At 39.7% G+C, this 23,575-nt stretch carries 32 protein-coding genes; 4 read left to right on the top strand and 28 right to left on the bottom strand.

The features are described 5' to 3' along the window. Positions 1-116 precede the first annotated feature (116 nt). Both nagB and IGI88_RS10525 read right to left on the bottom strand, forming a co-directional pair. Positions 117-818, bottom strand: a complete 702-nt coding sequence (nagB, locus tag IGI88_RS10530) for a glucosamine-6-phosphate deaminase (RefSeq protein ID WP_429960462.1) — start codon at positions 816-818, stop codon at positions 117-119. 157 nt (positions 819-975) lie between these two features. Then, positions 976-1,578 (bottom strand): LysM peptidoglycan-binding domain-containing protein, encoded by a 603-nt coding sequence (locus tag IGI88_RS10525; RefSeq protein ID WP_016620555.1) that lies wholly within the window; start codon positions 1,576-1,578, stop codon positions 976-978. Between the two features lie 234 nt (positions 1,579-1,812). On the opposite strand from IGI88_RS10525, the gene IGI88_RS10520 reads away from it, so the two are divergent. The 4 genes from IGI88_RS10520 to IGI88_RS10505 all read left to right on the top strand — a co-directional run bounded on the left by IGI88_RS10520 (position 1,813) and on the right by IGI88_RS10505 (position 4,320). Next, positions 1,813-2,202, top strand: a complete 390-nt coding sequence (locus IGI88_RS10520) for a DUF1093 domain-containing protein (RefSeq protein ID WP_005237494.1) — start codon at positions 1,813-1,815, stop codon at positions 2,200-2,202. A gap of 583 nt (positions 2,203-2,785) precedes the next feature. Further along, on the top strand, positions 2,786-3,439 hold the full coding sequence (locus IGI88_RS10515) for an SHOCT domain-containing protein (RefSeq protein ID WP_429960461.1): 654 nt from the start codon (positions 2,786-2,788) through the stop codon (positions 3,437-3,439). Between the two features lie 12 nt (positions 3,440-3,451). Next, positions 3,452-3,937: a LysM peptidoglycan-binding domain-containing protein gene (locus tag IGI88_RS10510; protein ID WP_429960460.1), complete on the top strand. Its 486-nt coding sequence runs from the start codon at positions 3,452-3,454 to the stop codon at positions 3,935-3,937. Positions 3,938-4,029: 92 nt separating this feature from the next. Next, positions 4,030-4,320, top strand: coding sequence for a DUF5960 family protein (locus IGI88_RS10505; RefSeq protein ID WP_429960459.1), 291 nt, complete (start codon positions 4,030-4,032; stop codon positions 4,318-4,320). A gap of 44 nt (positions 4,321-4,364) precedes the next feature. Here the strand turns inward: IGI88_RS10505 and IGI88_RS10500 are convergent, their stop codons facing one another. From IGI88_RS10500 to IGI88_RS10375, 26 genes are all read right to left on the bottom strand, one after another. Next, on the bottom strand, positions 4,365-5,351 hold the full coding sequence (locus IGI88_RS10500) for an N-acetylmuramoyl-L-alanine amidase (RefSeq protein ID WP_429960458.1): 987 nt from the start codon (positions 5,349-5,351) through the stop codon (positions 4,365-4,367). Then, on the bottom strand, positions 5,352-5,660 hold the full coding sequence (locus IGI88_RS10495; RefSeq protein ID WP_016611206.1) for a hypothetical protein: 309 nt from the start codon (positions 5,658-5,660) through the stop codon (positions 5,352-5,354). A 35-nt stretch (positions 5,661-5,695) separates the two neighbouring features. Then, a complete protein-coding gene (locus IGI88_RS10490; protein ID WP_016611207.1) occupies positions 5,696-6,031 on the bottom strand; it encodes a phage holin, LLH family in 336 nt (111 codons plus the stop codon). Beyond that, a complete protein-coding gene (locus tag IGI88_RS10485) occupies positions 6,032-6,448 on the bottom strand; it encodes a hypothetical protein (RefSeq protein WP_429960457.1) in 417 nt (138 codons plus the stop codon). After that, positions 6,445-6,843, bottom strand: a complete 399-nt coding sequence (locus IGI88_RS10480; protein WP_429960456.1) for a hypothetical protein — start codon at positions 6,841-6,843, stop codon at positions 6,445-6,447. Before IGI88_RS10480 ends, IGI88_RS10485 begins: the two co-directional genes overlap by 4 nt. A gap of 62 nt (positions 6,844-6,905) precedes the next feature. Then, positions 6,906-7,076, bottom strand: coding sequence for a hypothetical protein (locus IGI88_RS10475; RefSeq protein WP_429960455.1), 171 nt, complete (start codon positions 7,074-7,076; stop codon positions 6,906-6,908). A 52-nt stretch (positions 7,077-7,128) separates the two neighbouring features. Further along, a complete protein-coding gene (locus tag IGI88_RS10470) occupies positions 7,129-9,582 on the bottom strand; it encodes a hypothetical protein (RefSeq protein ID WP_429960454.1) in 2,454 nt (817 codons plus the stop codon). Between the two features lie 11 nt (positions 9,583-9,593). Then, entirely contained in the window at positions 9,594-12,452 is a 2,859-nt protein-coding gene (locus IGI88_RS10465; protein WP_429960453.1) for a phage tail spike protein, read from the bottom strand. Next, positions 12,449-13,228 (bottom strand): distal tail protein Dit, encoded by a 780-nt coding sequence (locus tag IGI88_RS10460; RefSeq protein WP_429960452.1) that lies wholly within the window; start codon positions 13,226-13,228, stop codon positions 12,449-12,451. The genes IGI88_RS10465 and IGI88_RS10460 overlap by 4 nt, the downstream gene beginning before the upstream one ends. A 10-nt stretch (positions 13,229-13,238) precedes the next feature. Next, positions 13,239-15,953 carry a phage tail protein gene (locus IGI88_RS10455; RefSeq protein WP_429960451.1) on the bottom strand — a complete coding sequence of 905 codons (2,715 nt, stop codon included), beginning with the start codon at positions 15,951-15,953 and terminating at the stop codon, positions 13,239-13,241. A gap of 16 nt (positions 15,954-15,969) precedes the next feature. After that, positions 15,970-16,281: a hypothetical protein gene (locus tag IGI88_RS10450; protein ID WP_429960450.1), complete on the bottom strand. Its 312-nt coding sequence runs from the start codon at positions 16,279-16,281 to the stop codon at positions 15,970-15,972. A 53-nt stretch (positions 16,282-16,334) separates the two neighbouring features. Continuing rightward, on the bottom strand, positions 16,335-16,685 hold the full coding sequence (locus tag IGI88_RS10445) for a tail assembly chaperone (RefSeq protein WP_429960449.1): 351 nt from the start codon (positions 16,683-16,685) through the stop codon (positions 16,335-16,337). Positions 16,686-16,728: 43 nt separating this feature from the next. After that, positions 16,729-17,241: a phage major tail protein, TP901-1 family gene (locus IGI88_RS10440; protein WP_429960448.1), complete on the bottom strand. Its 513-nt coding sequence runs from the start codon at positions 17,239-17,241 to the stop codon at positions 16,729-16,731. Further along, positions 17,242-17,640 carry a phage capsid protein gene (locus IGI88_RS10435; RefSeq protein WP_429960447.1) on the bottom strand — a complete coding sequence of 133 codons (399 nt, stop codon included), beginning with the start codon at positions 17,638-17,640 and terminating at the stop codon, positions 17,242-17,244. It abuts the gene before it with no gap. 8 nt (positions 17,641-17,648) lie between these two features. Beyond that, positions 17,649-17,990 (bottom strand): HK97-gp10 family putative phage morphogenesis protein, encoded by a 342-nt coding sequence (locus IGI88_RS10430; protein ID WP_429960446.1) that lies wholly within the window; start codon positions 17,988-17,990, stop codon positions 17,649-17,651. Beyond that, complete coding sequence (locus IGI88_RS10425; RefSeq protein ID WP_429960445.1) at positions 17,983-18,312, bottom strand: hypothetical protein; 330 nt, start codon at positions 18,310-18,312, stop codon at positions 17,983-17,985. The genes IGI88_RS10430 and IGI88_RS10425 overlap by 8 nt, the downstream gene beginning before the upstream one ends. Beyond that, positions 18,309-18,647, bottom strand: coding sequence for a phage head-tail connector protein (locus IGI88_RS10420; protein ID WP_429960444.1), 339 nt, complete (start codon positions 18,645-18,647; stop codon positions 18,309-18,311). The genes IGI88_RS10425 and IGI88_RS10420 overlap by 4 nt, the downstream gene beginning before the upstream one ends. Positions 18,648-18,686: 39 nt before the next feature. Continuing rightward, a complete protein-coding gene (locus IGI88_RS10415; RefSeq protein WP_429960443.1) occupies positions 18,687-18,956 on the bottom strand; it encodes a hypothetical protein in 270 nt (89 codons plus the stop codon). 10 nt (positions 18,957-18,966) lie between these two features. Next, entirely contained in the window at positions 18,967-20,073 is a 1,107-nt protein-coding gene (locus tag IGI88_RS10410) for a major capsid protein (RefSeq protein WP_429969529.1), read from the bottom strand. Between the two features lie 14 nt (positions 20,074-20,087). After that, positions 20,088-20,480 (bottom strand): hypothetical protein, encoded by a 393-nt coding sequence (locus IGI88_RS10405; protein WP_301389962.1) that lies wholly within the window; start codon positions 20,478-20,480, stop codon positions 20,088-20,090. 13 nt (positions 20,481-20,493) lie between these two features. Then, positions 20,494-21,138: a DUF4355 domain-containing protein gene (locus tag IGI88_RS10400; protein ID WP_429960441.1), complete on the bottom strand. Its 645-nt coding sequence runs from the start codon at positions 21,136-21,138 to the stop codon at positions 20,494-20,496. A 103-nt stretch (positions 21,139-21,241) separates the two neighbouring features. Then, positions 21,242-21,505 carry a DUF6275 family protein gene (locus IGI88_RS10395; RefSeq protein ID WP_429960440.1) on the bottom strand — a complete coding sequence of 88 codons (264 nt, stop codon included), beginning with the start codon at positions 21,503-21,505 and terminating at the stop codon, positions 21,242-21,244. A gap of 139 nt (positions 21,506-21,644) precedes the next feature. Then, positions 21,645-22,058 carry a hypothetical protein gene (locus IGI88_RS10390; RefSeq protein WP_429960439.1) on the bottom strand — a complete coding sequence of 138 codons (414 nt, stop codon included), beginning with the start codon at positions 22,056-22,058 and terminating at the stop codon, positions 21,645-21,647. An 11-nt stretch (positions 22,059-22,069) separates the two neighbouring features. Further along, positions 22,070-22,372, bottom strand: a complete 303-nt coding sequence (locus IGI88_RS10385) for a hypothetical protein (RefSeq protein ID WP_429960438.1) — start codon at positions 22,370-22,372, stop codon at positions 22,070-22,072. 2 nt (positions 22,373-22,374) lie between these two features. Further along, positions 22,375-23,328, bottom strand: coding sequence for a minor capsid protein (locus tag IGI88_RS10380; protein WP_429960437.1), 954 nt, complete (start codon positions 23,326-23,328; stop codon positions 22,375-22,377). Positions 23,329-23,356: 28 nt separating this feature from the next. Then, entirely contained in the window at positions 23,357-23,572 is a 216-nt protein-coding gene (locus tag IGI88_RS10375; RefSeq protein ID WP_429960436.1) for a hypothetical protein, read from the bottom strand. Positions 23,573-23,575 lie beyond the last annotated feature (3 nt).

Genomic DNA, 23,575 nt, shown 5'->3' with positions numbered 1-23,575 from the left:
GATAGATCCGAACCATCGCTCGCAGCTGCGCTGGCATTACTGCACAAGCGCAGGGGGAAGCTGCAAGGATGGCGCGTTTTCCTTCTGACTTATTTCTGAAAAGGGCTGATTTTGTTTTACAGGTTGCTGGCAGCAGCCTCATCGATGATCACGATCACGTCATCATGCTTTTGTAAAACAGAAGCTGGTAATTCGTTGGTTACGGGTCCTTCGATCATTTTTTGGATTGCATCCGCTTTGACTTCGCCAAATGCCATCAAAATGATTTTTTTGCTTTGCATAATTGAACCGATCCCCATGGAAATCGCCGTCGTTGGGACGTCTTCGACTTTATCAAAGTAGCGTTTGTTGGCATTGATGGTTGATTCAGCCAAGTCAACGACTGAGGTCGTTCCTTCAAAGGATGCACCAGGTTCGTTGAAGCCGATATGTCCGTTTTGACCGATACCCAAGATTTGGATATCAACTGGGTGATCCGCAATCACGCTATCGTAGCGTTGGCATTCTGCTTCTAAGTCTTCCGCTTTGCCGTTTGGTACGAAGGTTTCTTTGAATGGTTTTTTATTGAATAAATGAGCATTCATGAAGTAGCGATAGCTTTGTTCGTCTTCGCCGCCTAGTCCTACGTATTCATCTAAGTTGACTGAAGTCATTTCTGAAAAATCAACTTCACTGGCAGTCATTTCTGCATAAAGGGTCTCTGGCGTGCTTCCTGTTGCTAAACCTAGCACTTTGGCGCCATTTGCCATACCTTCTTGTATCAATTCAAAAGCTTTCTTTCCGCCTTGAGCAGCATCTTTAACGCGAATAATTTCCATGATCAGCGCTCCGTTTCTATTTGGTATAGTCCAATAATACCACAGGTTGTGTTTGATTACAATAATTAGTCTAGACCAGATGACGATTTTTTCTTTATCACCAATCAAAAAAAGACGAGCTCTAAAATGCGCTCGTCTCTACTCGTATTCTACTTGCTTACCAATTCGTATAAACATCAATACCGCTATGACCGACACCTGTGTCATAGACTTTATAGGCACCTAAAGATGATTGACCAGTCGATCCTTTCGGTTGATTGTCGCTGGCAACAACGATGTACCCATCGGCATCACGGATCGTTCCGTCAGAGGCTACATGGCGTCCAGGGATGTTCAATCCGCCTCCTGGCAAAACTTTTTGTGAGTAGTACGATTCTCTCACACCATTGAAGTAGTTGATCCCATCCACTGGATTCAAGACTCCAGAACCAGCACCAGGAATGCTTGAACGGGTTTGACTCACGTTAGCAGTCGCTGTAGATTCACTTTTTTCTGTGCTTTCTTTCGTACTTGTTTCTTTGTTTTCTACTGATTGGCCATCGTTAGAAACCAACAATGTTTCGCCATCAAAAATCATATTTGGATTTTCGATCGAATCATTCAAAGCTAAAAGGTCTTCGATCGTTGTTTGATAAGTAGCAGCGATCCCAGATAGGGTGTCTCCTGGTTCGACAACATGGGTTTGTTCTGCTGCTGAAACAACTGTTCCTCCAACGAATAAACCAAATCCTGCAACAACTGTAAATGCAAATTTTTTCAAATGAAAAAACCTCTCTTTTGATTATTTGTCCCGCTATCGGGCACAAGTAAGAGAATAACATTACAATGTTGCAGGAAGGTTTCAGAAATGTTTTTCATTATCACAATTGTTAAACAGAAAATTACAAGCTTTTTGATAATAAACAGTAAACTTACAATATTGTTATCCATTTCGATGAATGATTTTGGCTCCATCATGCTATAGTAAACCCAGTAATTGAAAGGATCGATGCACATGAAAAAACTACTTTTGACGCTTGGCGTTTTGATTTTAGCAGTAGGTGGCTATTTTGGCTACACTTACTATACAACAACTTATCAAGGGATAACGGCCTATGCCATCACGCCCAACAAAGTCCCAGAAAAGACCCAAACGTACAGCGATTCCGGTGAAAAAATCGATGGCTCCTTTACGTATAAGTACACGTTTGAGTTTGTTAAGAAAAACGGCGAGAAAGAACTCATGACCTATGATCTTTCTGGTGAAAATGTGAAGCCATTCGCGCCAAATACCTTAGTCAAAGCAGAGATCAGTAAAACCCGTGTCATCTCGGGTCCCAATGAAGTCCCTCAATCAGAAGTTCCAGCAAAAATACTGTCTGAGCTGGAAACCTTTGACGAATAAGGACTTCTTACAAGAAACTTTCTACTTTTTAAGGTTCATTTTACTTTGACCGGCTATGCTAGCTTTATACCAAACCTATTTTTCTTCCTCTTACCAGTCCTCGCCCGACTGGTATTTTTTTATTTTTTCCCAATGATCAGGCAAAATTTACGCGCCTTATAGACAGAACCGCTCTAGCTTCGCAATGTTTTTCTGTTCAAATTTTGATCAACCAGTTATTGACTATCGGAAATAAATAAACCGAGAATTATTAGGATAAAAGCTGAGTTCATCATAAAAAAACCGCTAGATTGTTTATCTCTAGCGGTTTTCTTGCGATTTTAGTATAGTTCCAAGTATTGTTGAAATCACATTAGTAACATTGTACTGGGTTCTATAAACCCTAATATATAAGCTTTCTACTCCTCATTCGGAGATTATGTTTATATAACATTTTACAACCTTTGCCCCTTTTCTGCCCCCTCGAAAACATTCTCTTTTGATTTTTATATTTTTTGCATCTGATTCCTAAAGCTATTGTAAATAGATATCGATATTTATAGGCTATGTATTTGTTTTCTGATACAATGAAGCTATAAAATTAATGAAAAGAGGAACGGGTATGGGCTTGTTTAGCAGCAAAGCGGATAAAGAAAAGACAAAGACTGAAAAAGCGAATCGTAAAGCTGAAAACGAAAAAATACTAGAATACTTTAAGAACCATAATGACTACAAAGTTGGCGACATGTATTTTGATGATAAACATGGAAAATTATTTATAAAGAAATCTTTTACCATGAACAGATCACAAGCTGTATACAATTACGATGAGTTAATTAGCTACACGCCTATTTTTGAAGGTGGTAAAATCAAAAAACATCATGGCATTACACGTGCAATTGTTGGCGGCGTTTTAGCTGGTCCTGTTGGTGCTGTTGTAGGAGCTGGAACTGGCGAAAAAGAATTTGATACCATTAAGCGATTAGGCTTCATCCTACACCTTACTGACAATCGCTCTCAAAACTATATGCTTATGATTTCAGAATCAAAATCAGATAGTTTCCTTACGAAGTCGGCGATGGAAGACTACAACAACATTGCAGCTAAACTGGATCAAATAATTTCTTCAAATGCTCAAGAGCCTACATCTGCTGGCAGCAACGCTGATGAGTTGAGAAAATTCAAAGGCCTTCTTGATGATGGAATTATTTCTCAAGCAGAATTTGATGAAAAGAAAAAAGAATTGTTGAGATTATAAAAGGAGGATATTATGAAAAAAATCAGTTGGTTACTTTTTGTTGGTATGTTCCTATTGGTTGGTTGTTCTAATGAAAAAACTGTTACGAATAGCTCCTCATCTAGTTCTAGTGCTGTTGAATCATCTTCTACCGTTGAATCAACGACGCAGACAACTACAGAGGAAACTTCGCTAGAAGAATCTAGCACTGTCGAATCAGTTTCATCTACTCAAGCTAGTTCTTCGGAAATTGTTTATGAAGAATCAAGCGCTCCTCAGCAAAATGCTGCCCCTGCTTACAGCGAACCAAGCTCAGAAGCTGAAGAACAACCACAGAATAGCGTTGCCGTAGTTGATCCTCAAGCAGGTGTTGCCGAGTATACAATCGTTCAAAAAGGCGAAACGCCAGAAATGATTGCTCAAAGAAGTGGTATTTCAGTAGATCAATTCTTTGAGTTAAATGGATTTACGTCTGATTACTATATGCTTTATCCCGGCGATCAAGTCAGGGTTAAATAAACTAAGTCTGCATAGCAGGCTTTTTTCTTTACCTTTTGTTCGCTTTACAACAAGAACAAACGTTCGTATAATTCTTGCAAGGAGTGATTGATATGCAAATACCACTTGCAGATAAACGGACGTATGCTTTTGAACGCTACTATTATGAATTCATCGAACGAATGGGCCCAGCGCACTTACTTTACGATCAGTTTGTTCGGACGATGGAGAACTTTGGAAAACCCTATTTTACCGTGCCATCAAGCTATAGTGGTTACCCAGAAGAATTAGCCTATGTATTTAAGAAAGACGGAGAAAACTATCTGTTTGATCATGTTAGGACTCAAGACAAGATACTCCGTAAATACGATCCAAACACAAAGTATAAACCCGGTGGAAATTAAAGCAACAAAAAAGCCCCCTACTCAAAAGAGTAAGGGGTATTTATTTATACTACCGCAGAATATCTACGTTTTCCAGACTCCGAACCAATCCAACTCAACCATACGTATCCACCGGCAATTACTTTAGAATCATAGTTAACTGTTTGACCGGCAGACCACATCCCAACATTCGCTGAAGAAGTAGATGCGCTAGCACGAATAATAGTGTTAACAGTAAACTTATAACTTCCTTTATTCGGCAAATTTGCACCTTTCAATGACGTGCTATTATTCGAATTGTTTGAACTACCGCTGGATGCAGATTCTAAGTCTTGACCCAACAACCAGGAGTTGATACCTTCTAACAGAAAAGCGTATTTAGATCGTGATTGATTCACTTCCTTAACCTGCTTCACCTTGTACGTTGATCCTTTTACAAAGCTAGCGATTGACTGCCCTGTCTGATAATGAGTAGCACTAGTCTTCACTTTAACAGATGAACCAACAGCGTATTTGGTTGTCACAGTGGAAGTTGACGATCCAGAATTATTGTTCGAATTGCTATCTCCACTGTAATATTTTTTGATTTGATCCACGAAATATTTTTTGATAGCTGCTACGCCTTTTCCGTGCAGGTCCCACGCTCTGTGAGGACACGATGTAGCACTCAACTCACGATGTAAAGGGAAAACAGCTGAAGCAGGATTTAAACCGTACTTTTTGCATAAATCAGCAGCCAGTTTAAACGCTTTTTGTTCATTCGCAAGATACGTGGATTCATTTCCCATAGATTGACATACTTCAATCCCCAAGTAATTAGCATTACCTTTACTGTTGCCTGTATGCCACGCCTTGTTGCTGTCCTTCTCAGCCTGATATGTTCCATCACTTGCAACGTAATAATGAGCAAATCCTAAAGAAGGCGTATGGCTTTCTAGCCAGTTTTTATAAAATGCAGCAGTGGCTCCTTGGCTTCCGGCATCATTATGCAAAACGATTGCTGTCGGGTTTGATCCACGAGCACCTGCAATTCCTGAATAACTTACTACCATTTATTCCACCTCCACTAATTTATGATTTGGCAATGACAACATTTGACCTTCTAATTCGATCTTGGTAAAGATTTCGTTCGATCTTAAAACTTTGTATTTACCTGTTAAGTAAAAGAAGTCACCAATTTGGAATCCATCGAATTCTTTAGGAAGTCCATCCGATGTAACCTCTTTAAATCCATTTTCTTCGTATCGATCGACTGTCTCTGTTTCTCCTTTTTCGAATGGATCTAACTGGACATATTCTTCTCCGACTTCTTTTACTTGTAACTTTCCGAGTACAGTTACATAAGAACCTTCTTTGAACATTATTCTTCCTCCTTTAGATATAGAAAAAGAGCGGCTTATTCAGCCACTCCTTGGTCAACGCCATCTTTCATCCCTTTTACTGCTGATTCGATTAACAGGTTCAGCTCGTCTTCAGTGAACTTAATGCCGTTCTTGTTAAACAAGTCTACTAACTGAGCTTTGGCTTCTTGTAGCTTAGCATCTCCATTCGCTTCTGCATAAACTTGCTGCACTGCTGATACAACGATCGCCACATAGTTCTTCTTGCTTTCCAACTGAGCTAAGACACCTTTCTTCTTCAAGTACTCTGAACCCTTTTGGCCAATAAATGCTGCTACCAAGCCAACCACAACAATCAATAAATTTAACAATGCATCTTGTAATGCTTCCATCTAAATTCCACCTTTCAATTGCAACTTCAACATCTCGTTTTCTTCTTCCAACTCATCACACTTAGTTTCTAGCTTTTCTATCTGCAACAAATAGCCTTGCTCTTTTTCCGCAAATGTGTGCTCAATTGTATCAAGCTTGATTTTCAACTTATTAAATTCAGTTTGTAGGCCAAACACTTGTTGACGAGTTTTCTCATATTCTTCTTTCAAGGTAATGTTTTCTTTTAACTGCGCATCGTACAAAGTCTTCCAACCAGCATAGACATCATCTTTGTTTTCAATCTCAGCCTTCTTATTCTCTAGTTCACCTTTTCGAACCACACTTCGGAAGTCTATTCTATTCGCAATAGTCGTTCCTATAATGCCAATCACCCCTGTTAAAACAGGCAACCAACTATCTAACCAACTATCCTTCATTCCAAAACCTCCCTAACAGCGATACCTAAGGCAATCCATGCATAACCAAAGGTTAAGATTCCCACTGTATTAGGAGGGCCATTGAAGAAGAAAGAAGTACTGAATATTAGCCATAGTCCAACTAGAAGCGATAGGCTAACTCTTTTAATTACTCGATTGTTTATGAACACACCAAGCAATTTCATTGCACCTAGAATCATGAAAGAGCTGCTTATGATACGTTGGTCAAATATTTCATTTAATGTCTCGTACATTTCATAGCTGATTAATATTTCTGGGTTTTCGAAGAGAATCAAGCCATAGAAGAAACTCACCACAGCTAGTCCGATACTATACCACTTTAAAATCACAACCCTTGCAAACCTAAGCCACAAACTTCTGGTTTTATCCCACATATGTCACCTACTTTTCTAAAATAAAAAGCACACTCGATTGAATGTGCTTGATTTTCTACTTATCAAAATTTTTTTGTTATTTCATCCCTAATATTTGCATCATTGCCTCCTTTTGTTTTTATGACAATAATATCGCTCTTAATAGATTCAATAAATCGGTTTATTTTTCTTGTTTCCTCTACACTACTTTCGATATCAGCTTTATTTGATAGGTTTTTAGTTTTTATACTCATTTTTTAACCTACTTGCCTAATATGATAAGTATTCTCAAGCGTGCGATAATAGTTATATTTTCCTTATTTTCAAAACGGCAGAACCTTTATTACTGAAAGACAAAAGAACTCCATCTACATTTGTAAATAATTCAAGCAAGCTACAATTCTTGGACTGAATTAATTGAACCGGCATTCCAATGTTGCCTTTGAAAGATACACTGATTCTGGAAATGGATTCTTTTGAATCTACAAATAAGTAATATGACTCTGCGTCTTCAACATAAAAACTATTCAACAAAGTACTAGGCAAATTAGCTACTTTCCCATATACTCTGTATCCTGCTACTGAAATATATTCACCAACATCCGCATATCCCTTTTTATTATCCATAACTATAGGATAGTTTTTGCCAGTATTCCGAAGATCCCAATATCGGGTTGAATTAGCCAAACGGAAATCGGGAGATGCATCAAACTTATCAAACAAATAGCCTAGATTAAATACTAGGCCGTTATATACTTCGTATGTCCGAGAAGGTGGAAATGAAACATCGTCCAGTTTATCGCTCGTTATCACCTCAGTCTGAGTAGCAGATGATAAGACAACTCCATTCCCCCAATCATAAATTGTATTTTTTAGATCCGGTACATACCTCTTTGCACCAGAGTTTAGGCTAGCCGCTTGTAAAAAACCATTGTTCTGAATAATCTGCTTCGATAAGAATTCAGCAGAGTGTGATACAAGGCATTTACAGCCTTGTGTAAATACATAAGCTATCGTAATCTTTACCGCACCGCCAATATCATCGTTCTCAATACTTTTACCAATATTTGCCTTTGCCCAATCTACGATTTTCTTGTAATCCATAATATTGTATTGCTCGATTATCGTAATATTATCACCATAGTAAGTTCCGGTTTTAGCTACTTCCTTTCCATTTACAAGTACCCTATTCGTTTTTTTGTTCACTGAAGGATACAATTGGACAGAAGCAGCTGTGCTAGTTGATACTTGAGCGGTATTTGTCGCACCCGAAACATGCGTCAGGTTGTTCGCAAAACTGATTGATGAACTATAAACAGCCCCTTGATTATCTAGTAAATAGTCTTTTATAAATGTTAAGATATTGCCACTCACTTTTACTAAAATGTAATTTTCAGATCCATCTGTCCATACTGATCCCAAGTCTGCATTTGTCTTCCCGTGATTGGCCAAAGTAACATTCGCTGCAGATGTATACCCATGGTTCGCTCCTACAGTAGTCCACAATCTCATAGGGGTTATATCGTCTGTAATACTGTGTACGACCTGAGAGTTTAACGATGTGCTATAAAAACTTAATGTACCGTTACTTGAACCAACCAATGAGCCACTTACAGTTATTTCATCGCTTTCCAACATTGATCGAACAGAAAAACCGTTGTTTAGAATTGATATCCTAACATCGCCAGATCCTTGGGTGCTGTTCGCTTCCTCTTGAGCGATCTCTTTTATTCTGTTAATTTGCAAATCACCAAATTCAATAATATCGCTCATTTTTAGAGGTGCTGAATAAGGCAGTGGTGATGAGCCATAACTGAGCATTAGTCTCTCGTTAAAAACATTTTTATGCAGCGATACGATTACAGAAGCGACTCCGGATGGAGCGGTATATGGCAAGGCGGATGAAGCAACACCTTTATCTGGTAAAACATTACCGTTTGAATCATATGCTGTTACAAATCTTTTAGATTGTAAGGCCCCGTCTAGGCTCAATGTTAACGATTGACCTTCTGAAATTGGAATGCTTGGTATATACACATAATCTGTACTGTTACGGATTGCTCCGTCTAGTTGAACAAATTTATCGTATACTACATTCTCAATATTGAAGAGATTCTCGCCAACTTTCAAAAAACTGGTTTTACTACCTGTTACTGCCTTATCAACAATGTTTTCTGTTAATACTGAGTCAATCCCAACTACGGCTGGGGGAACTTCCCCGATAAACTGTTCTCTTGCTTCTTGACTTATATTAGCCCATGAAACCTGACCAACCCCCGACCTATCAACTTTTGCAATACCCAAAGTATCAATATCTGTTCTAAATCTATTTGAATCTGCCAGAACGGCAACTAATGCACTAAATTCAGCTTTTTGTACAATACCTACAGGTTGTCCGGCCAAACTTTGAACTGTTAGCTCAAATTCTTTGAGATTAATTACCTTTCCGTTTTGAATCACCTGAATACTTGCTAGAACCTTACCTGGGGTCATCATATGTTCGGGATACTCGATTTTAAAGATACTACTCGTCTTGCTCACTATTGCAAAAGCAGTTAAATCTGTTAGTCCGCTTGCTTCATTATGCCAATTTAAATTTAGGGTCAATCCGGGCACTTCGCCAACACTTCCATTATTAGTAACCTGAACAGTAAGTGTACGGCCTTTATAATCGCCTTGTGAAACGAACTGCTTCTGCACAAAGCTATCATTCGCTCTATCAATCACTAAATCGACATCTCTAAATTGATCTAGTTCCAAATCCATCACTCCTAAAAATTAATGTGTTCTCTTGGATTAATAAAATCACTATTGGATGGCCAAGGACCATTCGTAAAAAATTGAAAGTGCAAATGGGGTCCCGTACTTGGACCAGTTGTCCCCATATTGCCGATTTGTTGCCCCTGATTGACCGTATCGCCTACAGAAACTCTCAGTTGGCTTTGATGTGCATAACCTGTGTAAAGTCCGTCAGAGTGCTTAATAACAACGTAGTTTCCATACCAATCGGGGTAACTTCCAGCTATAACCACTTCACCAGCAGCAGATGCATATATAGGCGTGGTGGCATTTCCATTTACTAGATCAATTCCATTGTGAAGCTCATATGATCCAGTTATCGGATGGTATCTGTAGCCAAACTCACTAGTCACTGTTACTGGTTTGCTTATGGGAACTACATACCCCGAACTTTCATTCACTTTCACATATTGTCGGATCATCGCCGCATAATGGAAGTTACCACCATTTACATACAGATACGTTCTGCCATCTGCTTGAGATACAGCATTCACATATGGATATATTGCACCAGTTGTATTACCTAAGGAAGGAGCAACAACTGTTCTTGAATAAACCTCAGCCAAATCAGTGGTATTTACTCCTCCTCTGTTTGAGAGCCAAGGGATATAGGCACTTCCGAAGTTGTATCCTTGCATTACTCCCCAAATGTCTACGTTTTGATCCTGACCGTTTTTAATTTGTTGAGCTAGATGTTTACACCCTTGTTTTACCGACGCTTCACCTGTAAGATAACCGGGACCAGGATAGCCTGCTGATTCAGAAGACTGCATGATATCATCTGTGCCGTCTGTACCGGGATTTTCTACCATGATCAGCGCATAAGCTAGTCCGATATAATCCGAAATTCCATATAGTTTCGTATACTTTTCAAGCCAAGCAACGATATTTGCATTGCCTGTTATGTTGCTGCCGATATTAATTGGATCATATGTTGCGCCACCGGGACCAACGCCACCGCCAGAACCGCCGGGGTAAACTTGTTGCCCTTGGATTCTAATTTGACCCTGTACATCTAAGTCGCCCGTTATTCGGACATTTCCTTGATGTGTAACATCTCCACGATAAATCCCCGACCCATCTCCAAGAAATACCCAGCCATATCCTTCTTTGGTCGAGATAAGAATGTACTTTCCGTCACCTTCTGTTTTAATTACAAGCGAGTTATCTTCAAGCGGTGTCGGCGTTGACGCTTCTGGAAAAGGATTGCCAGCTGAGTCGGTCGTCCCGATAGTTCCAATTTGTCGGTTGGCTCCCCAGAACTCCATCCCTTTGCTAGTTAACTCCATAATCTTTTTGCCGTTTTTCATTGCTTGCAACGATCCTGCTGACAATTTCAAAATCTCACCTAACTTATTAAATGATGTTTCGAAAATATCAGCAATGATCGATCCAGTTTGAATAAAGTCGGCATTGAATTTTCCGTCAATGGTCCAAGCGGTCTTAAACGGGCTAGTATAGAAATCGCCATCTATAAACCCAATTCCATCTGAGTTAGCAACTAAGAAATGGCTTGAAGTTTGAATTGAATCGCCGTCCATCCATACCATCTGAAACGGCTGTCGACTTTCTCCTCGCTGAGGATGATTGGCAGGATAATCAGATGGCGACATCAAAATAACCGCACCGCCATGAGCGCCACGGATGATATCTGATTGCCATTTGCTGATTTCAGTTGAATCATAGAACGTCATCTTAGTTTCAGCCAGATTGGTTACACTATTTTGAACACTTGCTGCTTGCCTAGTACTTGAGGTGTTCAAGTTATCGCCTAATCCGCATTCTACCTTGTTCCCAATACGATCAATTTTGACGCTGAAAACACGAGTTTTGTAGTGATAGTTCTTGTCTGATCGGTGGATAGTTACTGTGTTACCGATTGAATCTCCACCTAGCACAGAAGTTTTGAATTGAATCAGCGGCCTTGAGTATTCTACAAGGTTCTCATAGGTCGCTTGCAGCAACTCTCTAGGGTCTTCTATATCTTCCAAAATTAGAACAGTTTCCCGTTTACGCTTGCTTCCGTTCTTCATCGGTATGCCGTATAAAGTTGTCATCTCGGGGTATTCAAGCCAATTCTGTCCTTTTGGTTTATCTAAAGGATTACCATTCGACTTTTTCCATTCGATGTCAGTGAATTCAATTCTTCGTCCGTAGCCGTCCCCGACCTCTTCACCTTTCCCCCTTCCGATAATCGAGGTATATAGTTGCGATCGATCTCTTTGACGCACAACTTCGAGCGCATTCGAACCATATACGAATCGTTTATTACTAAATACACCAATCTGCTTATAAATTTCGATCCATTTATCTGTGATTTTGTTGCCATCGATTTTACATTTAAAGACTATCTCACAGCCGAATGTCTGTAATTGCTTTAAAGCATCTTTAACGCTTAGATAGTAAAAAGTTCCTGAAATCGCCGGAAGAGTCGGATCGACATAACCCACACGCCACTCAGAATTTGTATAACCCAGAATCTGTTCTGCTACTTGTTTGATACTTCGATTGCTAGGGCGCATATCAAGCACGATAAACGAATGTAGTTCATCTACTGCAAAGTTAACCCCTGTAAAGCTTAAACGTCCTCTAGGGTCGCTATCAGCGGTTATTTTGTACATCGAAAACGAATCATCATTTTCTCGAACAGCCATAAAAGCAGCATCTCGAATTTTTTTGTCATCCAATACACTAACGCTCAAAGTATCGTTCATCAGCTCGCTTTTATCTGCTGTGATTTCTTTTGACTGTATGGACTCAATGATTTTGCTTTCTCCGCATACTTTTAGCAGTTCTTGTTCATCATTAAGAAAGTAAATGCTTTCGCTCATAGCGCCACCACCCGATAAAATACTTCAAGAGATCCATTGTTTGTCTTAACAACATCCCCTTTTTTGATATAGAAATCTTCAAGTTGTCCGCCTGCCCAATCCAAGATGTTGGTTTTATCTACACCATTTACATACACACTACCTTCTTTGTTTCGAAACTCAATTACATCTCCCGCAACGATACTTGCGCCTGTGATCGACATCGAGAGTGAGCCATTCGTTACTTTAACGCTTGTTGGTGCGCTCAATTTAACTTTTACGATGTCAGGGACGATCGTGTATGGAATGTACGTGGCAATTTTGCCATCTGATTTATATTGCTTTGAATACTTTCTAGGATCAGCACAATAGATATCGAAGCTTGAAACGATTCTGTTTGTGTCACCTGCAACCGTATTGGCAGATGAAAACCGCCCATGATAGGTGTAGTCTAATTCATCATTGAATTGAATTGGAACATCTTTTGTTTTATAGAGATACCACATTAAAAGATCAAACTTTTTTTGCAGTTTCTCTGGATCGTTATCTTCGAGTTTATATTTCACTGTCAGCGTCCTTGAAGGCAACGTCTGGTTCGTGACAATGCTCCCGACTTGAATTGATTCGGATTCAATGCCCACAGAAATCATTTCTCTGCCTTCGACTGACAATGTTTGATAACCTTCGATGACCTTCTCAAATAGAATGCCATCATAATACATAGCGGAAGTAGGAATGTACTCCGGTATGTATCGTTCATTTTTCTGTGTGTCCAAAAATGGATACATGTTGTTCATTTCCTACCTCCTAAAATTGTAGTTGTATAGCTGTCTCGCCGCCCTGCGCTTGACTAATGTCATCCACGAAGGCTTGGAAACTTTGGTTGCCAATTTGAATATTAAATAATGCTGGTTTGTTATTTGTTCCGTAGCTAACCTCATGTTGCACTTTCGACTGAATTTGGCTATTAACTGCCGAAATTCGGTTTCCGATGTCCATATTTGATGCTTTATCAGCTAGTGTAGAGGATGCTTTATCCACATATTTTGAACCGTCAAGCATACCTTCTGCTAAACCTTGCGAAGTGAACATACCTAATTCAGCCATCACACGTGAAGGAGAATGGATATTCAATACATCTTTGATTTTTCCAGTAATAGATCCAGCAACATCTTTGACTGCATTAACTACATCATCAATCTTGCTTCTGATTCCATTTACTAATCCATCAATGATATCTTTCCCGATTTGCAATAGGTCAATTTGTCTTATAGTGTCAAAGGTTTCTTTTACTCTATCTACGGCATTTGAAACGCCGGTTTTCATGTCTTCCCAAGCTTGCGCTGCACCGTCTACAATGCTCTTCGCTGTATTAATGACAGCATTCTTGGTATTTTCCCAAGCGGTTGTGACACCGTCTTTGATCGCATTCCACATGTTGATTGTGTTTGTCTTAATAGACTCCCACAGATCAATAAAGAATTGCTTCACGCTATTCCAAGTGTCAATCGCACCTTGTTTCATGTTTTCCCATGTTTCAGATAACCATGTTTTTAAGGCATTCCAAGCATCGATTGTACCTTGTTTAATATTAGTCCACGTTTCAACAAAGAAAGCTACAATACTGTTAAATGTATCGATCGCAATCGTTTGAATTGTTGTCCATATATAGGCTAGTGCTGCTTTAATACCATTCCAGATATTTAAGAATGCCATCTGAGTATTAGTTAAGAAGCTATCAAAAATCGCTTGAATGGAAGCCCATATATTCCCTGCTGCTGTTTGAATATTGGTCCATATCCCGATCATGTTGTTCATCGCTTCTTCCCAACCACCTGAGATTAAAGAAGTCACGAATAGAACTGGGGCTAGAATGACGTTTTTCATAATTTCAAATATCTGGCCAGCAATCTTCACTAAATTTGTCCAAAGTGTTTTCAGGAAAAAGCTCATATGGATAAACGCATTTCGAACACCGTAAACAAGCGTTCCGAAACGGCTCATGATTCCATCTGCAATACCTTTAACGATAGAAGTAACCGTCGATTTAATCCCGTTCCATAAGTCTGAGAACCACTGTGTGATTCCATCCCAAACCGAAACGATACTATCTACGCCATCACTAAATGCTTGCTTCGTTCCTTCCCACATTGCAGCTGCTGAATCTTTAATACCTTGCCAAAGGTCTGCAAACCATTGCTTGGTATTCTGCCAACCCTTTTTGACACTATCTACTGCTTGTTTACTCCCTTCAATCAAACCATCCCATGCATTTGAAAAGAATTCTGTCATTCCATTCCAAGCAGAAACGATCCAATCAACAGCAGCGCCAACAACACTTTGAATTCCTTCCCAAAGACCAATCCAGAAATTTCTAAAGCCTTCGCTTGTATTCCAAAGATAGATGAATCCTGCAACAAGAGCGATAACCGCTGCTATAACGAGTCCAATCGGATTTAAGTTCATCAGTACGTTCATCATTTTTTGAGCGCCATTGTATAGCTCAACTGCTTTTCTAGCAGTACCCATGACACCTTGGTAGATACTTATATATCCTACTACTGCCATGATTAGCGGTAAGAAAGGTTTAATCGTGTCCCACAGAGTTGTCAAAAAGCTAATTGCCGGCGGAATGCTGTCAGTGATAGCTTTAAAAGCTACGTTTACTGCCCCTTTGATCTTGTCAAAATTTTCCGCAATCGATCCAAGCCCAGCGTCTTGCATTCCTTCATCAATCGCTGTGATCACATTCGCCAAACCTTTTACAACTGCTGTTTTGATGTTCGCAAAGGAAGTCCTGATACCAGCCGAGTTCTTTTGGGCTAGTTCAGCAAATCCACCAACACCTTCGTTTAGTTCGATTAAGCGACTGTTAAAATCATCAAATGTAATATCGCCTTTCTTCAAGGCAGCATATAAGTCATTCGCTGAGTTAACGCCTTGATCACTAAAGGATTTCGATACCTTATCCATTGCAATTGGCATAGTCTCAAGCAAAGAACGCCAAGACTGAAGATCGACTTCTCCTTTTGAGAGCATTTGCTGGTATTGTTGCGCCCCACGACTTGCATCAGCTGCAGAAGCACCGCTGGCCAAGAAAGCATTGTTCAAGGCTACCGCTGTGTCTGTCCCTTTTTGTAAATCACCCGTTGAAATAGCTAGCTGTTGAGCGCTAGATACGATTTCATCTAAACTTGTTGGCAATCCGTCTATTCCGTCTGTCAGTTTGTTCATGGATTTGTCTACTTCTTCGGCGGAATAACCTAATGCTTGCATTACGACAGGAAATTTTTTTATTGTGTCGAAACGATCAATCGCACCGCCTAGTGAACTAGTAACTAATCCAATAGCATTATCAATCAATTTAAAAACCCCGACACCTTTGGCGATATCGAGGATAGAAGTATTCGTTTTTTGAGTGCTGCTATCTAAGTTGTTCATCGAACTATCAGCATTCTTCATGGTAGAAGAAAAATTCTTGTCGACAGCCGAGAGGATCGCTTCAACTGTAAATGATTCCATAGTTTTCCTCCTTTCCTCAGGAGTTAGCTTTTTTCATTAGTTTCAAAAGCTTAGTTTGTTTAGGTGGTTGTATTACTTCTTGTGTTTCAATTCCAAGAATCTCTTTTTCAAGTTTTTCTTTGTCAAAGAAATCTTCAAATTTCGTAAATACTGGAACTATCTTAGGTTTTTTCTCAGTACCTATATTTTTTTCTGCTTTTACTTTGCGATTAGCCCAAGCTTGCAGATGAATAACTTCTTGCTCATCTAGTCGTTTTAACTGGTGGGCTGTCATACGAATTTCAAACTCATAAGGTGTCATTCGCTCTATTTGTCGGATATCTGTCATCCCAAGATACCTAAACGAATTAATAAGAATGTTTTCGTATACTTCTGCTGAGCTTATTGTTTCAGTTTGTTTTCGTCCATTTGACGCATTGCTAGCTTTCCCGCATTACTTTCTCTTAATTCCTTGATAACTTCATCAAACAAAGCTTCAATATCTTCGTGATCGTCAATGAAATCATCTAATTCAGATTGTTTTACTTTGGGACTTTCTGTTTGATTAGCCATATAAAGAACATCTGATAATGTGGCAACGTTCGTTGCTTGTAGTTCAGGTAAAACTCTTGCAACCAGACCGAGTCCAAATTGGACACCTTCACGCTCGAAAGGCTTTCTCTTGTCAACTTCCCGAACAAATTTGACGCCAAATTTAAATGAATAAGCTTTTCCGTTGATTGTTAATTCCATTGATTCATCCTCCTAAAAATAAAAAGCACTCAATTAAGAGTGCTTAGCCTTCTGGTGTTTGTTTTGTTGTATCCGTAAATACGTATTGAACCACTTCTGCTTGATCGTCCGTCAGAGTCGCATATCCTTTTTGCTGGCGACCAAAAACGCCAAACTCAAGAGAAAGTTCAACTGCATCTTCTGCCCCTGCAGACTGACCAAAACTTGTTAAATAAGCTTGCGCATACTTCGCTTTGTATTTTTCGGCATCATCGCCAGTCCCTTTTTCCGCTTTGTCGATTTCCCACACTTCGATAACTTCTCCATTATCAAAGGCATCGTCCATTTCATCAATATGTTTGTCACCTTTAGTGGCAATAGACGTACCGCTCAATGTGTACTCGATATCCCCTAAATTAATAATTCCGCCGTCTTTTGTCGGCGTTGTGTCAGCGCTTCGAGTTTTGCTATTTTCGTGCTCAGTTTGGAAAGCCATTTTCCAAGCCGCTTCTTGCTCCGCTTTACTTTTAACTCGATAAAGCAAAATTAAATCAATACCTTGTTTAGCCTCAGCCATTTAAATTCCTCCTGTTTGCTTGAATTCGAGCGATAATCTCGCTCTTTTTAGCGGTGTATTTGTCGAAACATCATCCAAAATGCGAATCCCGCTGGTTTGAATGTTTAAAGCCCATGAATAGCCTTCCGTTTCTTTAACTTCCATGGCCGCATTAAATATCTTAGCTGCCATATCTGATACTTCTTTTCTCTTCTTTTGCAAGCCCCACACTGAAATTACAAGGGTCACGTTTCCTAGCACATTAGTTTTGTTGATATCATGATCTATATCCGTTCCTTCAAATTCCACAAACGGATAACCTATATCATTTAAAGGCTTAAAGTCGTATGCCTTATAACCCAAACTGGTAACCTTCTTGAACATTTCATCAAAAATATACTGATCTCTTGTTTTAATCATTTTTATCCCTACTCTACGAGACGTTTCAGGTCTTTTCTGAAAGCTTTTTTCTGCTTTTGAAAAGCCGGGTAAATGAATGGCTGTTGAGGAGTGAATCGAGTACCAAATTCAACATACCCAGCGTACTCAGCCGTCGCACGAATCCTACCAGCAAGACCACTAGTATCCAAAGTTAATTGGATACTTCTTTCGAGGAAGCCTGTGTCCACAGGAGCATTAATCTCAGCTTCTGTTTGCATTTCGGCTGTATTCAATTTGACTGCTTGTTTCACATCGTCAAGCGTTGCGTTTTCTTTTAATTTTTTGCTTAGTGCGTCCAATCCGTAAATGCTTACGCCTCTTCTAACCACCAGAAACCACCTCCTGAACGATAAAAGTGTTTTTTAGTCGAAGGTTACGCTCAGTGATAATCTCGAACTTCTCCGTTTTGCTCCTTAGTTTGTTGAAGATTAAAACATAATCCCATTCCTTGGTATAAGGTCGAAGTAAACGAATAACTTTGGCACCTTGTTTAATGTCTCCAAACAAAGCTTTCGAGCGATCAGTTCCCAAATCAGTCACATTAGCAAGTTTGATTTTTTCGTCTAAGGTCGGCTCTACATGCTCTCCTAAGTCAGGATCGTAGTAGCCATCTTTTTCGATAACGAAAGTTACTTCTGTGTCATATCTCATAAGAACCTAGCCACCCCTCTACGAGGAACGCTATTCTCTCTTTGCTTCTCTTTATATGCTGAAATATCATCTTCAAACTCATCTAAAAGCTTCCCGTAAGAGATTGATTCCCCCTCTTGCCCATAAGAGCTCATGCCTTCGTTGCCTTTGCGGTTAAATCGCTTGATAGTACATTCGACCACAATATAGTTCAAAGCCACAGGAACGCTCTCTAAGAAGCCTAAACGCACACACAGTTGGCTTGAGATTCGTTTGATAAAGTCAGTTAGCTGTTTATCGAGTTCTTCGTTATCAACTTCGAGCGATCGCTTCACTTCTTCTAAGGTTTCGTTCATGACTGCCTCCTTTCAAAAATAAAAAGGCTAGTCGAATGACTAACCTTCTTTTGCAGCTTCTAACAATTTTTCATAATCAGCTTTTACTTTGGCGTCTTTGTAATCCACACCGAGCGCATCCAATTCAGCTTTTAAATCGTCGATTGTCAGCTTGGCTTTTACAGGTTCAATAAACCCGCCGCCTAAACGTGCTAGATTCGTTTCGATTTCATCTGCACGCTCTTTCGTGATATCGATCGTGCTATCGACGTTGTACAAGTCTTTGGTGTGGATATCTTTGAATTCTTTCAACACTTTATATTGTGCCAATTAAATCACCTTACCCTTCTGGAGTGGTTTCTAAAATGTAGACCGCATTTGCTTGTTCGAATGAAGGAAGCGAGATCATAGAAACTTTAGTCTCAACATTGACTGGATCAGCTTTCTTCATAGTCGTAACAGCAACGCCAGTATCGACAACCGATACATTCGCTACATTCGGACTAGACATCAAATCAGATTCTTCTGGCGTGGTACCAAACCAAGTTTTACCCAATGTTTGAGCTGGCAACAGAACAAACGTATCATCTGGAATAAATTTGTGAGTACCAGTAGAGTCGGTATAAATTTTGTCGTAAATAACGATTTCTAAGTTAAACTCTTCTGAAATGTAATCTAGCAAAGCTTGTTTCGATAATTTAGCAGCTTGAGCGTTTGCGTTGTTACCTAAAATAGTCGCTTTGATCGCTGCGTTCTGACGTAAATAGCGGAAAGTTTTGCTATTCATAATGGCACGAGCTGGATTCACGCCTTCTTCTTTCAATACAGAAATAGCTTTGTCGATATCTTCCACTGGATCAGCGTTAGCCACATCGCTCCACGCAACCGCAGCATTCCCTTTGTGGTTTTCTGGCAAATCATATTTGATTGTATGATCTTGACCATTTTCTTTGATCGTGATTGCGCCTGTAGTTAATAGTTGCATACGCATAATCTCACGACGTACTGCAGCACCACGTAACAAGTCTGCTACATCGTCAAATACTCGATTCAGTACAACATCACGATATGCTGCGTTGTTTGTTTGGTTGATCATATTCAATTCTTGGCGCAATTCTTCGTCAATGTAATAAGACTCTTTGAAGAACACCATTTTTTGAATCAATTCTTCGAACCCAGCACGCCCACGAGGGATAACGTCAGCGTCTAGTCCAGAAGGTCGTAATGCTACTGGAGAGCCGGTTTTGCCTTTCAACCAAGATAGCTTCATGCCTAACTGTTTATCAGCTGGGAACAACTCTTCACCAAGGTATGGTTGTTGCTCATTTACTCGTTCTGCCCAATAAGTGGCAATGTTTGGCGCCTGAACTAGATCAAAGATGTTAAGCGCTGCAAAGTACTGTAAATTCATTTTCATCAATGTTTCTTTGTGGATTTTCACTTTCATTCTTCGGTTCCCCCTTATTTGTTGCGTTTAACAAAGTAAACTTTGCCATCCAACGCTGCTTTTGCTTCATCAACAATTGTTAAAGTATCTTCTAAACGGAATTCATTGACCGTACCGAAGTATAGTAATGTACCGTTGGCAGTTGTAGCATCTGCATCGAATACGACGTCATGCAATAGCACGCCTTTTGTGCCTTCAGCTGCTTCTGCGGTGTTGGTTACCGTCACAACTGCTTGTTCGTTAGCGAATGGATCGCCACCGCCTACTGGCGTACCAGCTGGGATATACTTTTTACCCTGTCCGTTTGTTGCTGTTACACCTGTTGCTCCAACTACTACTGATAAGCTCTTGTAGTTGCTTACATCAGCTAAAATTTGATTTTTTGAACCAAAAACTCGTTTTTCCATCTGTTAGTTCCTCCTAGTTTTTAAAATATGTTTGTTTGGGTTTAGCGACTGCTGCTTTCTTTGCTAATTGCTTTCCGTAGTCGCCTTGAGCGCCATTACCAGAATCACCATCCAAAGGAATACGTCCGCCAAGGCGTTTCTCGAATTCTGCTTTGATGGCCTCACGTTCCGCTTCAACAGATGCTAGATACGTTTTAACGTTGTTTGAAGTGGTTTCGGCATCTTCTGAAACAATTAGCTGTAGCATTTCTTTCGAAGGTTTAGCGCCGTTCTCAGCCAGCATTTCACTTGCTTGAGATGACATTTTGGAAAGGTTCTCCTTGCGTTCATATTCAGCAATTTGAGCATCTTTCTTGGCCAACTCATGTTGAATCTTCTCTTCAGCAGTCATTTCGGCATATTTTGCTGCTTCATTTTTCTCTGCTTCAGCTTCTTTTTGCCAGCGAGACTTTTTGCTTTTTACGATCGAATCAACATCTTTGTCGTCTTTGAAGCCATACTTTTCTTTGATGAGTGCCAATTGCTCTTCATTCAATTCTTCAAGGTTTAATTCAGGTGGAGTTGCTTCTCCCGGGTCGCCTTCTCCATCTGGATCGGCAAAGAATTGTAGCTTCATCGGCATAGAAAATTTATTTTTCATCAATAATTTATCTTTCATCAAATATTTCTCCTTCCATATCTTTTAACGTGGATAAATGCTTGCACTTTCCATAGCTTTTAAAGTCATCAATGCTTGGACAAAATAAAAAGCCTAACGTTAGCTAGACTTTAATGCACTTGTTTTCCCATTTTTTATAAGCATCAAGGTATACTTCTGATTTATCGCCGTTATAGGTCAATTCATAATACATACCATCAGAAATCGTTGTGCTAAGCAAAGCTTTATTGTTTTGCAGTGTTTTGCAGCTCCAAACAACAAAAACATCTTCTTCGGTAATTTGACTCTGATCTGTCTTCTCGAAATTCTCATTAGCATAAGCAATAACAGCCTCTTTACAGATATCAATGAACTTCTTACTATCCATGATTATTCCTCCGCGGTTACGTCCGCTACCCGATAATTTAACTAGTTACGCCAGTCAGTCGGAACAGCTTTCTCTTTAGTGCCTGTAAGCAGTAAGAAGGCATAATAAAAAGTCGTTAGCGAATGGGCTAGCGACTGTCTTAATCCGTTTCAATATATTTGTATAATTGATTCCCGATACCGAAGTTTCTGATCTCAAAACCTTCACGTTGCAAAAATCTTTTATATATCCTTGCTCTTCGATTATCTTCCCAATGGACTTGAATGTAAGTGGGGAGAGGGTTGCTCAATGAATGCTTGGCGTATTCCTCAAATTCCCTAATCTTTCTTACAGCCCACACAAAAGGATAGATGCCGTCTTTGCCAGTCTGGTGCAAAGTATTGTCACTAATCTGCTTACGCTTGTGATACACATTCAGGTAAACATTCGCAACCGCAATATTGTACAAATCATAAAGGCAAAATTCGATTTGCACAGTCATGCCACTTGGCAACCGCTCTTTAGCCGTGATTATGATGTCACCGTCTTCGTCTTTATAATCAGTGAATGTCATAGAGCTCACCTCTACATAGAAGCACTTTGAAACATACTTTGATTCATATTGTTTTGCAAAGCTTTGAAGTGCTCTGGGTTAGACTGAACCAATTCGGTTATTGATTGCACAACAGGCTCAATAACCTTTCTAGCAGCTTCATACACTTCTTTTACAATTGGTTCTAAGACATCAATTAAGTGCTGTTTAACGGCATCATAGTCTTCTTTAAATTGAGCATCGTTTTGATACAAATGCAATATTTCTTCTTTGCTTTTCCCGTATGCCGTTTCTAAAAATCTGTCAGATATAACTTGAAACGAATCTTTCTCCATTGTTATAACCCTCTTTCTTTAAGCGACTTCTCAAATGCATCACGATCAACGTATGGTGCGGTTGAGCAACGACAAAACGGATGCATCGGAGCAGCATTTGTTCCTGGCTCCATTTCATCAACATCAAATACTTTGCCATTCAGGGGCAAACACAGCTTACAAGCAGTCGGCTCAGAAATGAATGTGTACTTTGTAATATCAGCATCACGATAGCTTCGCTCTTGGATACCAATCTGTACTCTAGTCGTTTCAGTTACCATCAAACGCTCAGTATTGAATCGAGTGTTCTCTCTACCTTTCTCAGTAAGGAATCTCGTTAATTCAGATGCCAACTGTTTAGGGTTTCTGCCCATCGTCACACTTCGAACAAACAACTTATCCAAATCTGCTTTCAGCTCCGCTTGGTACATCCAAAGCCGTTCGCTAAACGTTGCGAATCCATCCGCTCGAAACGAGCTGTTTATCACTTGCTCCACTAATTTGGCATAACCGCTTTTAGCGATCGTCATTTCTAAGATGCCCGCTTGACGTTGCAATTCTTTCAAACCAGCGCTAGTAAGCTCTCCTGAGAAATACTTGTCCATATCGTTGAACATAGCAACCAGTTCAAGTCCGATATTCGCCTTTAGCAATTCCAATCGATTAACACGCATCGTAAGATTGTATAGCTTTAATTCCTTATTTGCTGTTGGAGAGAAGTCTTTTTCTTTAACATACTTCTTAGCCTTGCGAGCAAATGCTTTTACATCCATTTCGTCAGCACGCTTCATCGCTTCACTACGAGTGATTTTCTGTCCGTCGGAAAAACTATCCCACTGTGCGTCTATCTCTTTCTGTATCGCATCCTGTGCGTACTGCAGACGCTTCTTGATTTCGTTCATGCGCTTCTTGTCATCTTTAATCTGTTGCTCTTGCCAAGCTTTTTCCCGCTTGATGAAGTAATCTTGTGATTTCACTTAATCACTCCTTTTAATTCCAGAATGGCTAAAATTCCGTTGCAATATTAACGTCACGATCTAAATATCCGAGGTTCGATAAAATTTGTTCAAGAACTTCTGCTTTGCCTTTTGTTGCCAACAAGTCTTTATATTCATTTTTACTTATGGCGATTTTTTCTTCTTCGGCAAAAGTCATGAAACTTGCGTTTTTCAACGCATTAATTACCTCCTCTGTAACTGGTTCGTTTTGATTAAACTCCATGAT

Origin of the sequence: Enterococcus sp. AZ179 (assembly GCF_050498885.1) — a bacterium.
Lineage (GTDB): Bacteria > Bacillota > Bacilli > Lactobacillales > Enterococcaceae > Enterococcus_D > Enterococcus_D entomosocium.
Note: the sequence above shows the minus strand (reverse complement) of the source record. Positions and strands in the feature narration are given on the sequence as shown.

What these genes read in the sequence shown, in the direction of transcription:
- IGI88_RS10445 (WP_429960449.1), bottom strand. Translation starts at nt 16,685, where the DNA reads ATGGAATTAACAATCAACGGAAAAGCTTATTCATTTAAATTTGGCGTC.
- IGI88_RS10485 (WP_429960457.1), bottom strand. Translation starts at nt 6,448, where the DNA reads ATGAAGGATAGTTGGTTAGATAGTTGGTTGCCTGTTTTAACAGGGGTG.
- IGI88_RS10520 (WP_005237494.1), top strand. Translation starts at nt 1,813, where the DNA reads ATGAAAAAACTACTTTTGACGCTTGGCGTTTTGATTTTAGCAGTAGGT.
- IGI88_RS10405 (WP_301389962.1), bottom strand. Translation starts at nt 20,480, where the DNA reads ATGGAAAAACGAGTTTTTGGTTCAAAAAATCAAATTTTAGCTGATGTA.
- IGI88_RS10455 (WP_429960451.1), bottom strand. Translation starts at nt 15,953, where the DNA reads ATGGAATCATTTACAGTTGAAGCGATCCTCTCGGCTGTCGACAAGAAT.
- IGI88_RS10385 (WP_429960438.1), bottom strand. Translation starts at nt 22,372, where the DNA reads ATGGAGAAAGATTCGTTTCAAGTTATATCTGACAGATTTTTAGAAACG.
- IGI88_RS10420 (WP_429960444.1), bottom strand. Translation starts at nt 18,647, where the DNA reads ATGAACGAAACCTTAGAAGAAGTGAAGCGATCGCTCGAAGTTGATAAC.
- IGI88_RS10440 (WP_429960448.1), bottom strand. Translation starts at nt 17,241, where the DNA reads ATGGCTGAGGCTAAACAAGGTATTGATTTAATTTTGCTTTATCGAGTT.
- IGI88_RS10400 (WP_429960441.1), bottom strand. Translation starts at nt 21,138, where the DNA reads ATGAAAGATAAATTATTGATGAAAAATAAATTTTCTATGCCGATGAAG.
- IGI88_RS10460 (WP_429960452.1), bottom strand. Translation starts at nt 13,228, where the DNA reads ATGAACAACATGTATCCATTTTTGGACACACAGAAAAATGAACGATAC.
- IGI88_RS10490 (WP_016611207.1), bottom strand. Translation starts at nt 6,031, where the DNA reads ATGGAAGCATTACAAGATGCATTGTTAAATTTATTGATTGTTGTGGTT.
- IGI88_RS10500 (WP_429960458.1), bottom strand. Translation starts at nt 5,351, where the DNA reads ATGGTAGTAAGTTATTCAGGAATTGCAGGTGCTCGTGGATCAAACCCG.
- IGI88_RS10465 (WP_429960453.1), bottom strand. Translation starts at nt 12,452, where the DNA reads ATGAGCGAAAGCATTTACTTTCTTAATGATGAACAAGAACTGCTAAAA.
- IGI88_RS10425 (WP_429960445.1), bottom strand. Translation starts at nt 18,312, where the DNA reads ATGAGATATGACACAGAAGTAACTTTCGTTATCGAAAAAGATGGCTAC.
- IGI88_RS10495 (WP_016611206.1), bottom strand. Translation starts at nt 5,660, where the DNA reads ATGTTCAAAGAAGGTTCTTATGTAACTGTACTCGGAAAGTTACAAGTA.
- IGI88_RS10475 (WP_429960455.1), bottom strand. Translation starts at nt 7,076, where the DNA reads ATGAGTATAAAAACTAAAAACCTATCAAATAAAGCTGATATCGAAAGT.
- IGI88_RS10410 (WP_429969529.1), bottom strand. Translation starts at nt 20,073, where the DNA reads ATGAAAGTGAAAATCCACAAAGAAACATTGATGAAAATGAATTTACAG.
- IGI88_RS10510 (WP_429960460.1), top strand. Translation starts at nt 3,452, where the DNA reads ATGAAAAAAATCAGTTGGTTACTTTTTGTTGGTATGTTCCTATTGGTT.
- IGI88_RS10450 (WP_429960450.1), bottom strand. Translation starts at nt 16,281, where the DNA reads ATGACAGATATCCGACAAATAGAGCGAATGACACCTTATGAGTTTGAA.
- IGI88_RS10395 (WP_429960440.1), bottom strand. Translation starts at nt 21,505, where the DNA reads ATGGATAGTAAGAAGTTCATTGATATCTGTAAAGAGGCTGTTATTGCT.
- IGI88_RS10480 (WP_429960456.1), bottom strand. Translation starts at nt 6,843, where the DNA reads ATGTGGGATAAAACCAGAAGTTTGTGGCTTAGGTTTGCAAGGGTTGTG.
- IGI88_RS10505 (WP_429960459.1), top strand. Translation starts at nt 4,030, where the DNA reads ATGCAAATACCACTTGCAGATAAACGGACGTATGCTTTTGAACGCTAC.
- nagB (WP_429960462.1), bottom strand. Translation starts at nt 818, where the DNA reads ATGGAAATTATTCGCGTTAAAGATGCTGCTCAAGGCGGAAAGAAAGCT.
- IGI88_RS10515 (WP_429960461.1), top strand. Translation starts at nt 2,786, where the DNA reads ATGAAAAGAGGAACGGGTATGGGCTTGTTTAGCAGCAAAGCGGATAAA.
- IGI88_RS10390 (WP_429960439.1), bottom strand. Translation starts at nt 22,058, where the DNA reads ATGACATTCACTGATTATAAAGACGAAGACGGTGACATCATAATCACG.
- IGI88_RS10435 (WP_429960447.1), bottom strand. Translation starts at nt 17,640, where the DNA reads ATGATTAAAACAAGAGATCAGTATATTTTTGATGAAATGTTCAAGAAG.
- IGI88_RS10375 (WP_429960436.1), bottom strand. Translation starts at nt 23,572, where the DNA reads ATGGAGTTTAATCAAAACGAACCAGTTACAGAGGAGGTAATTAATGCG.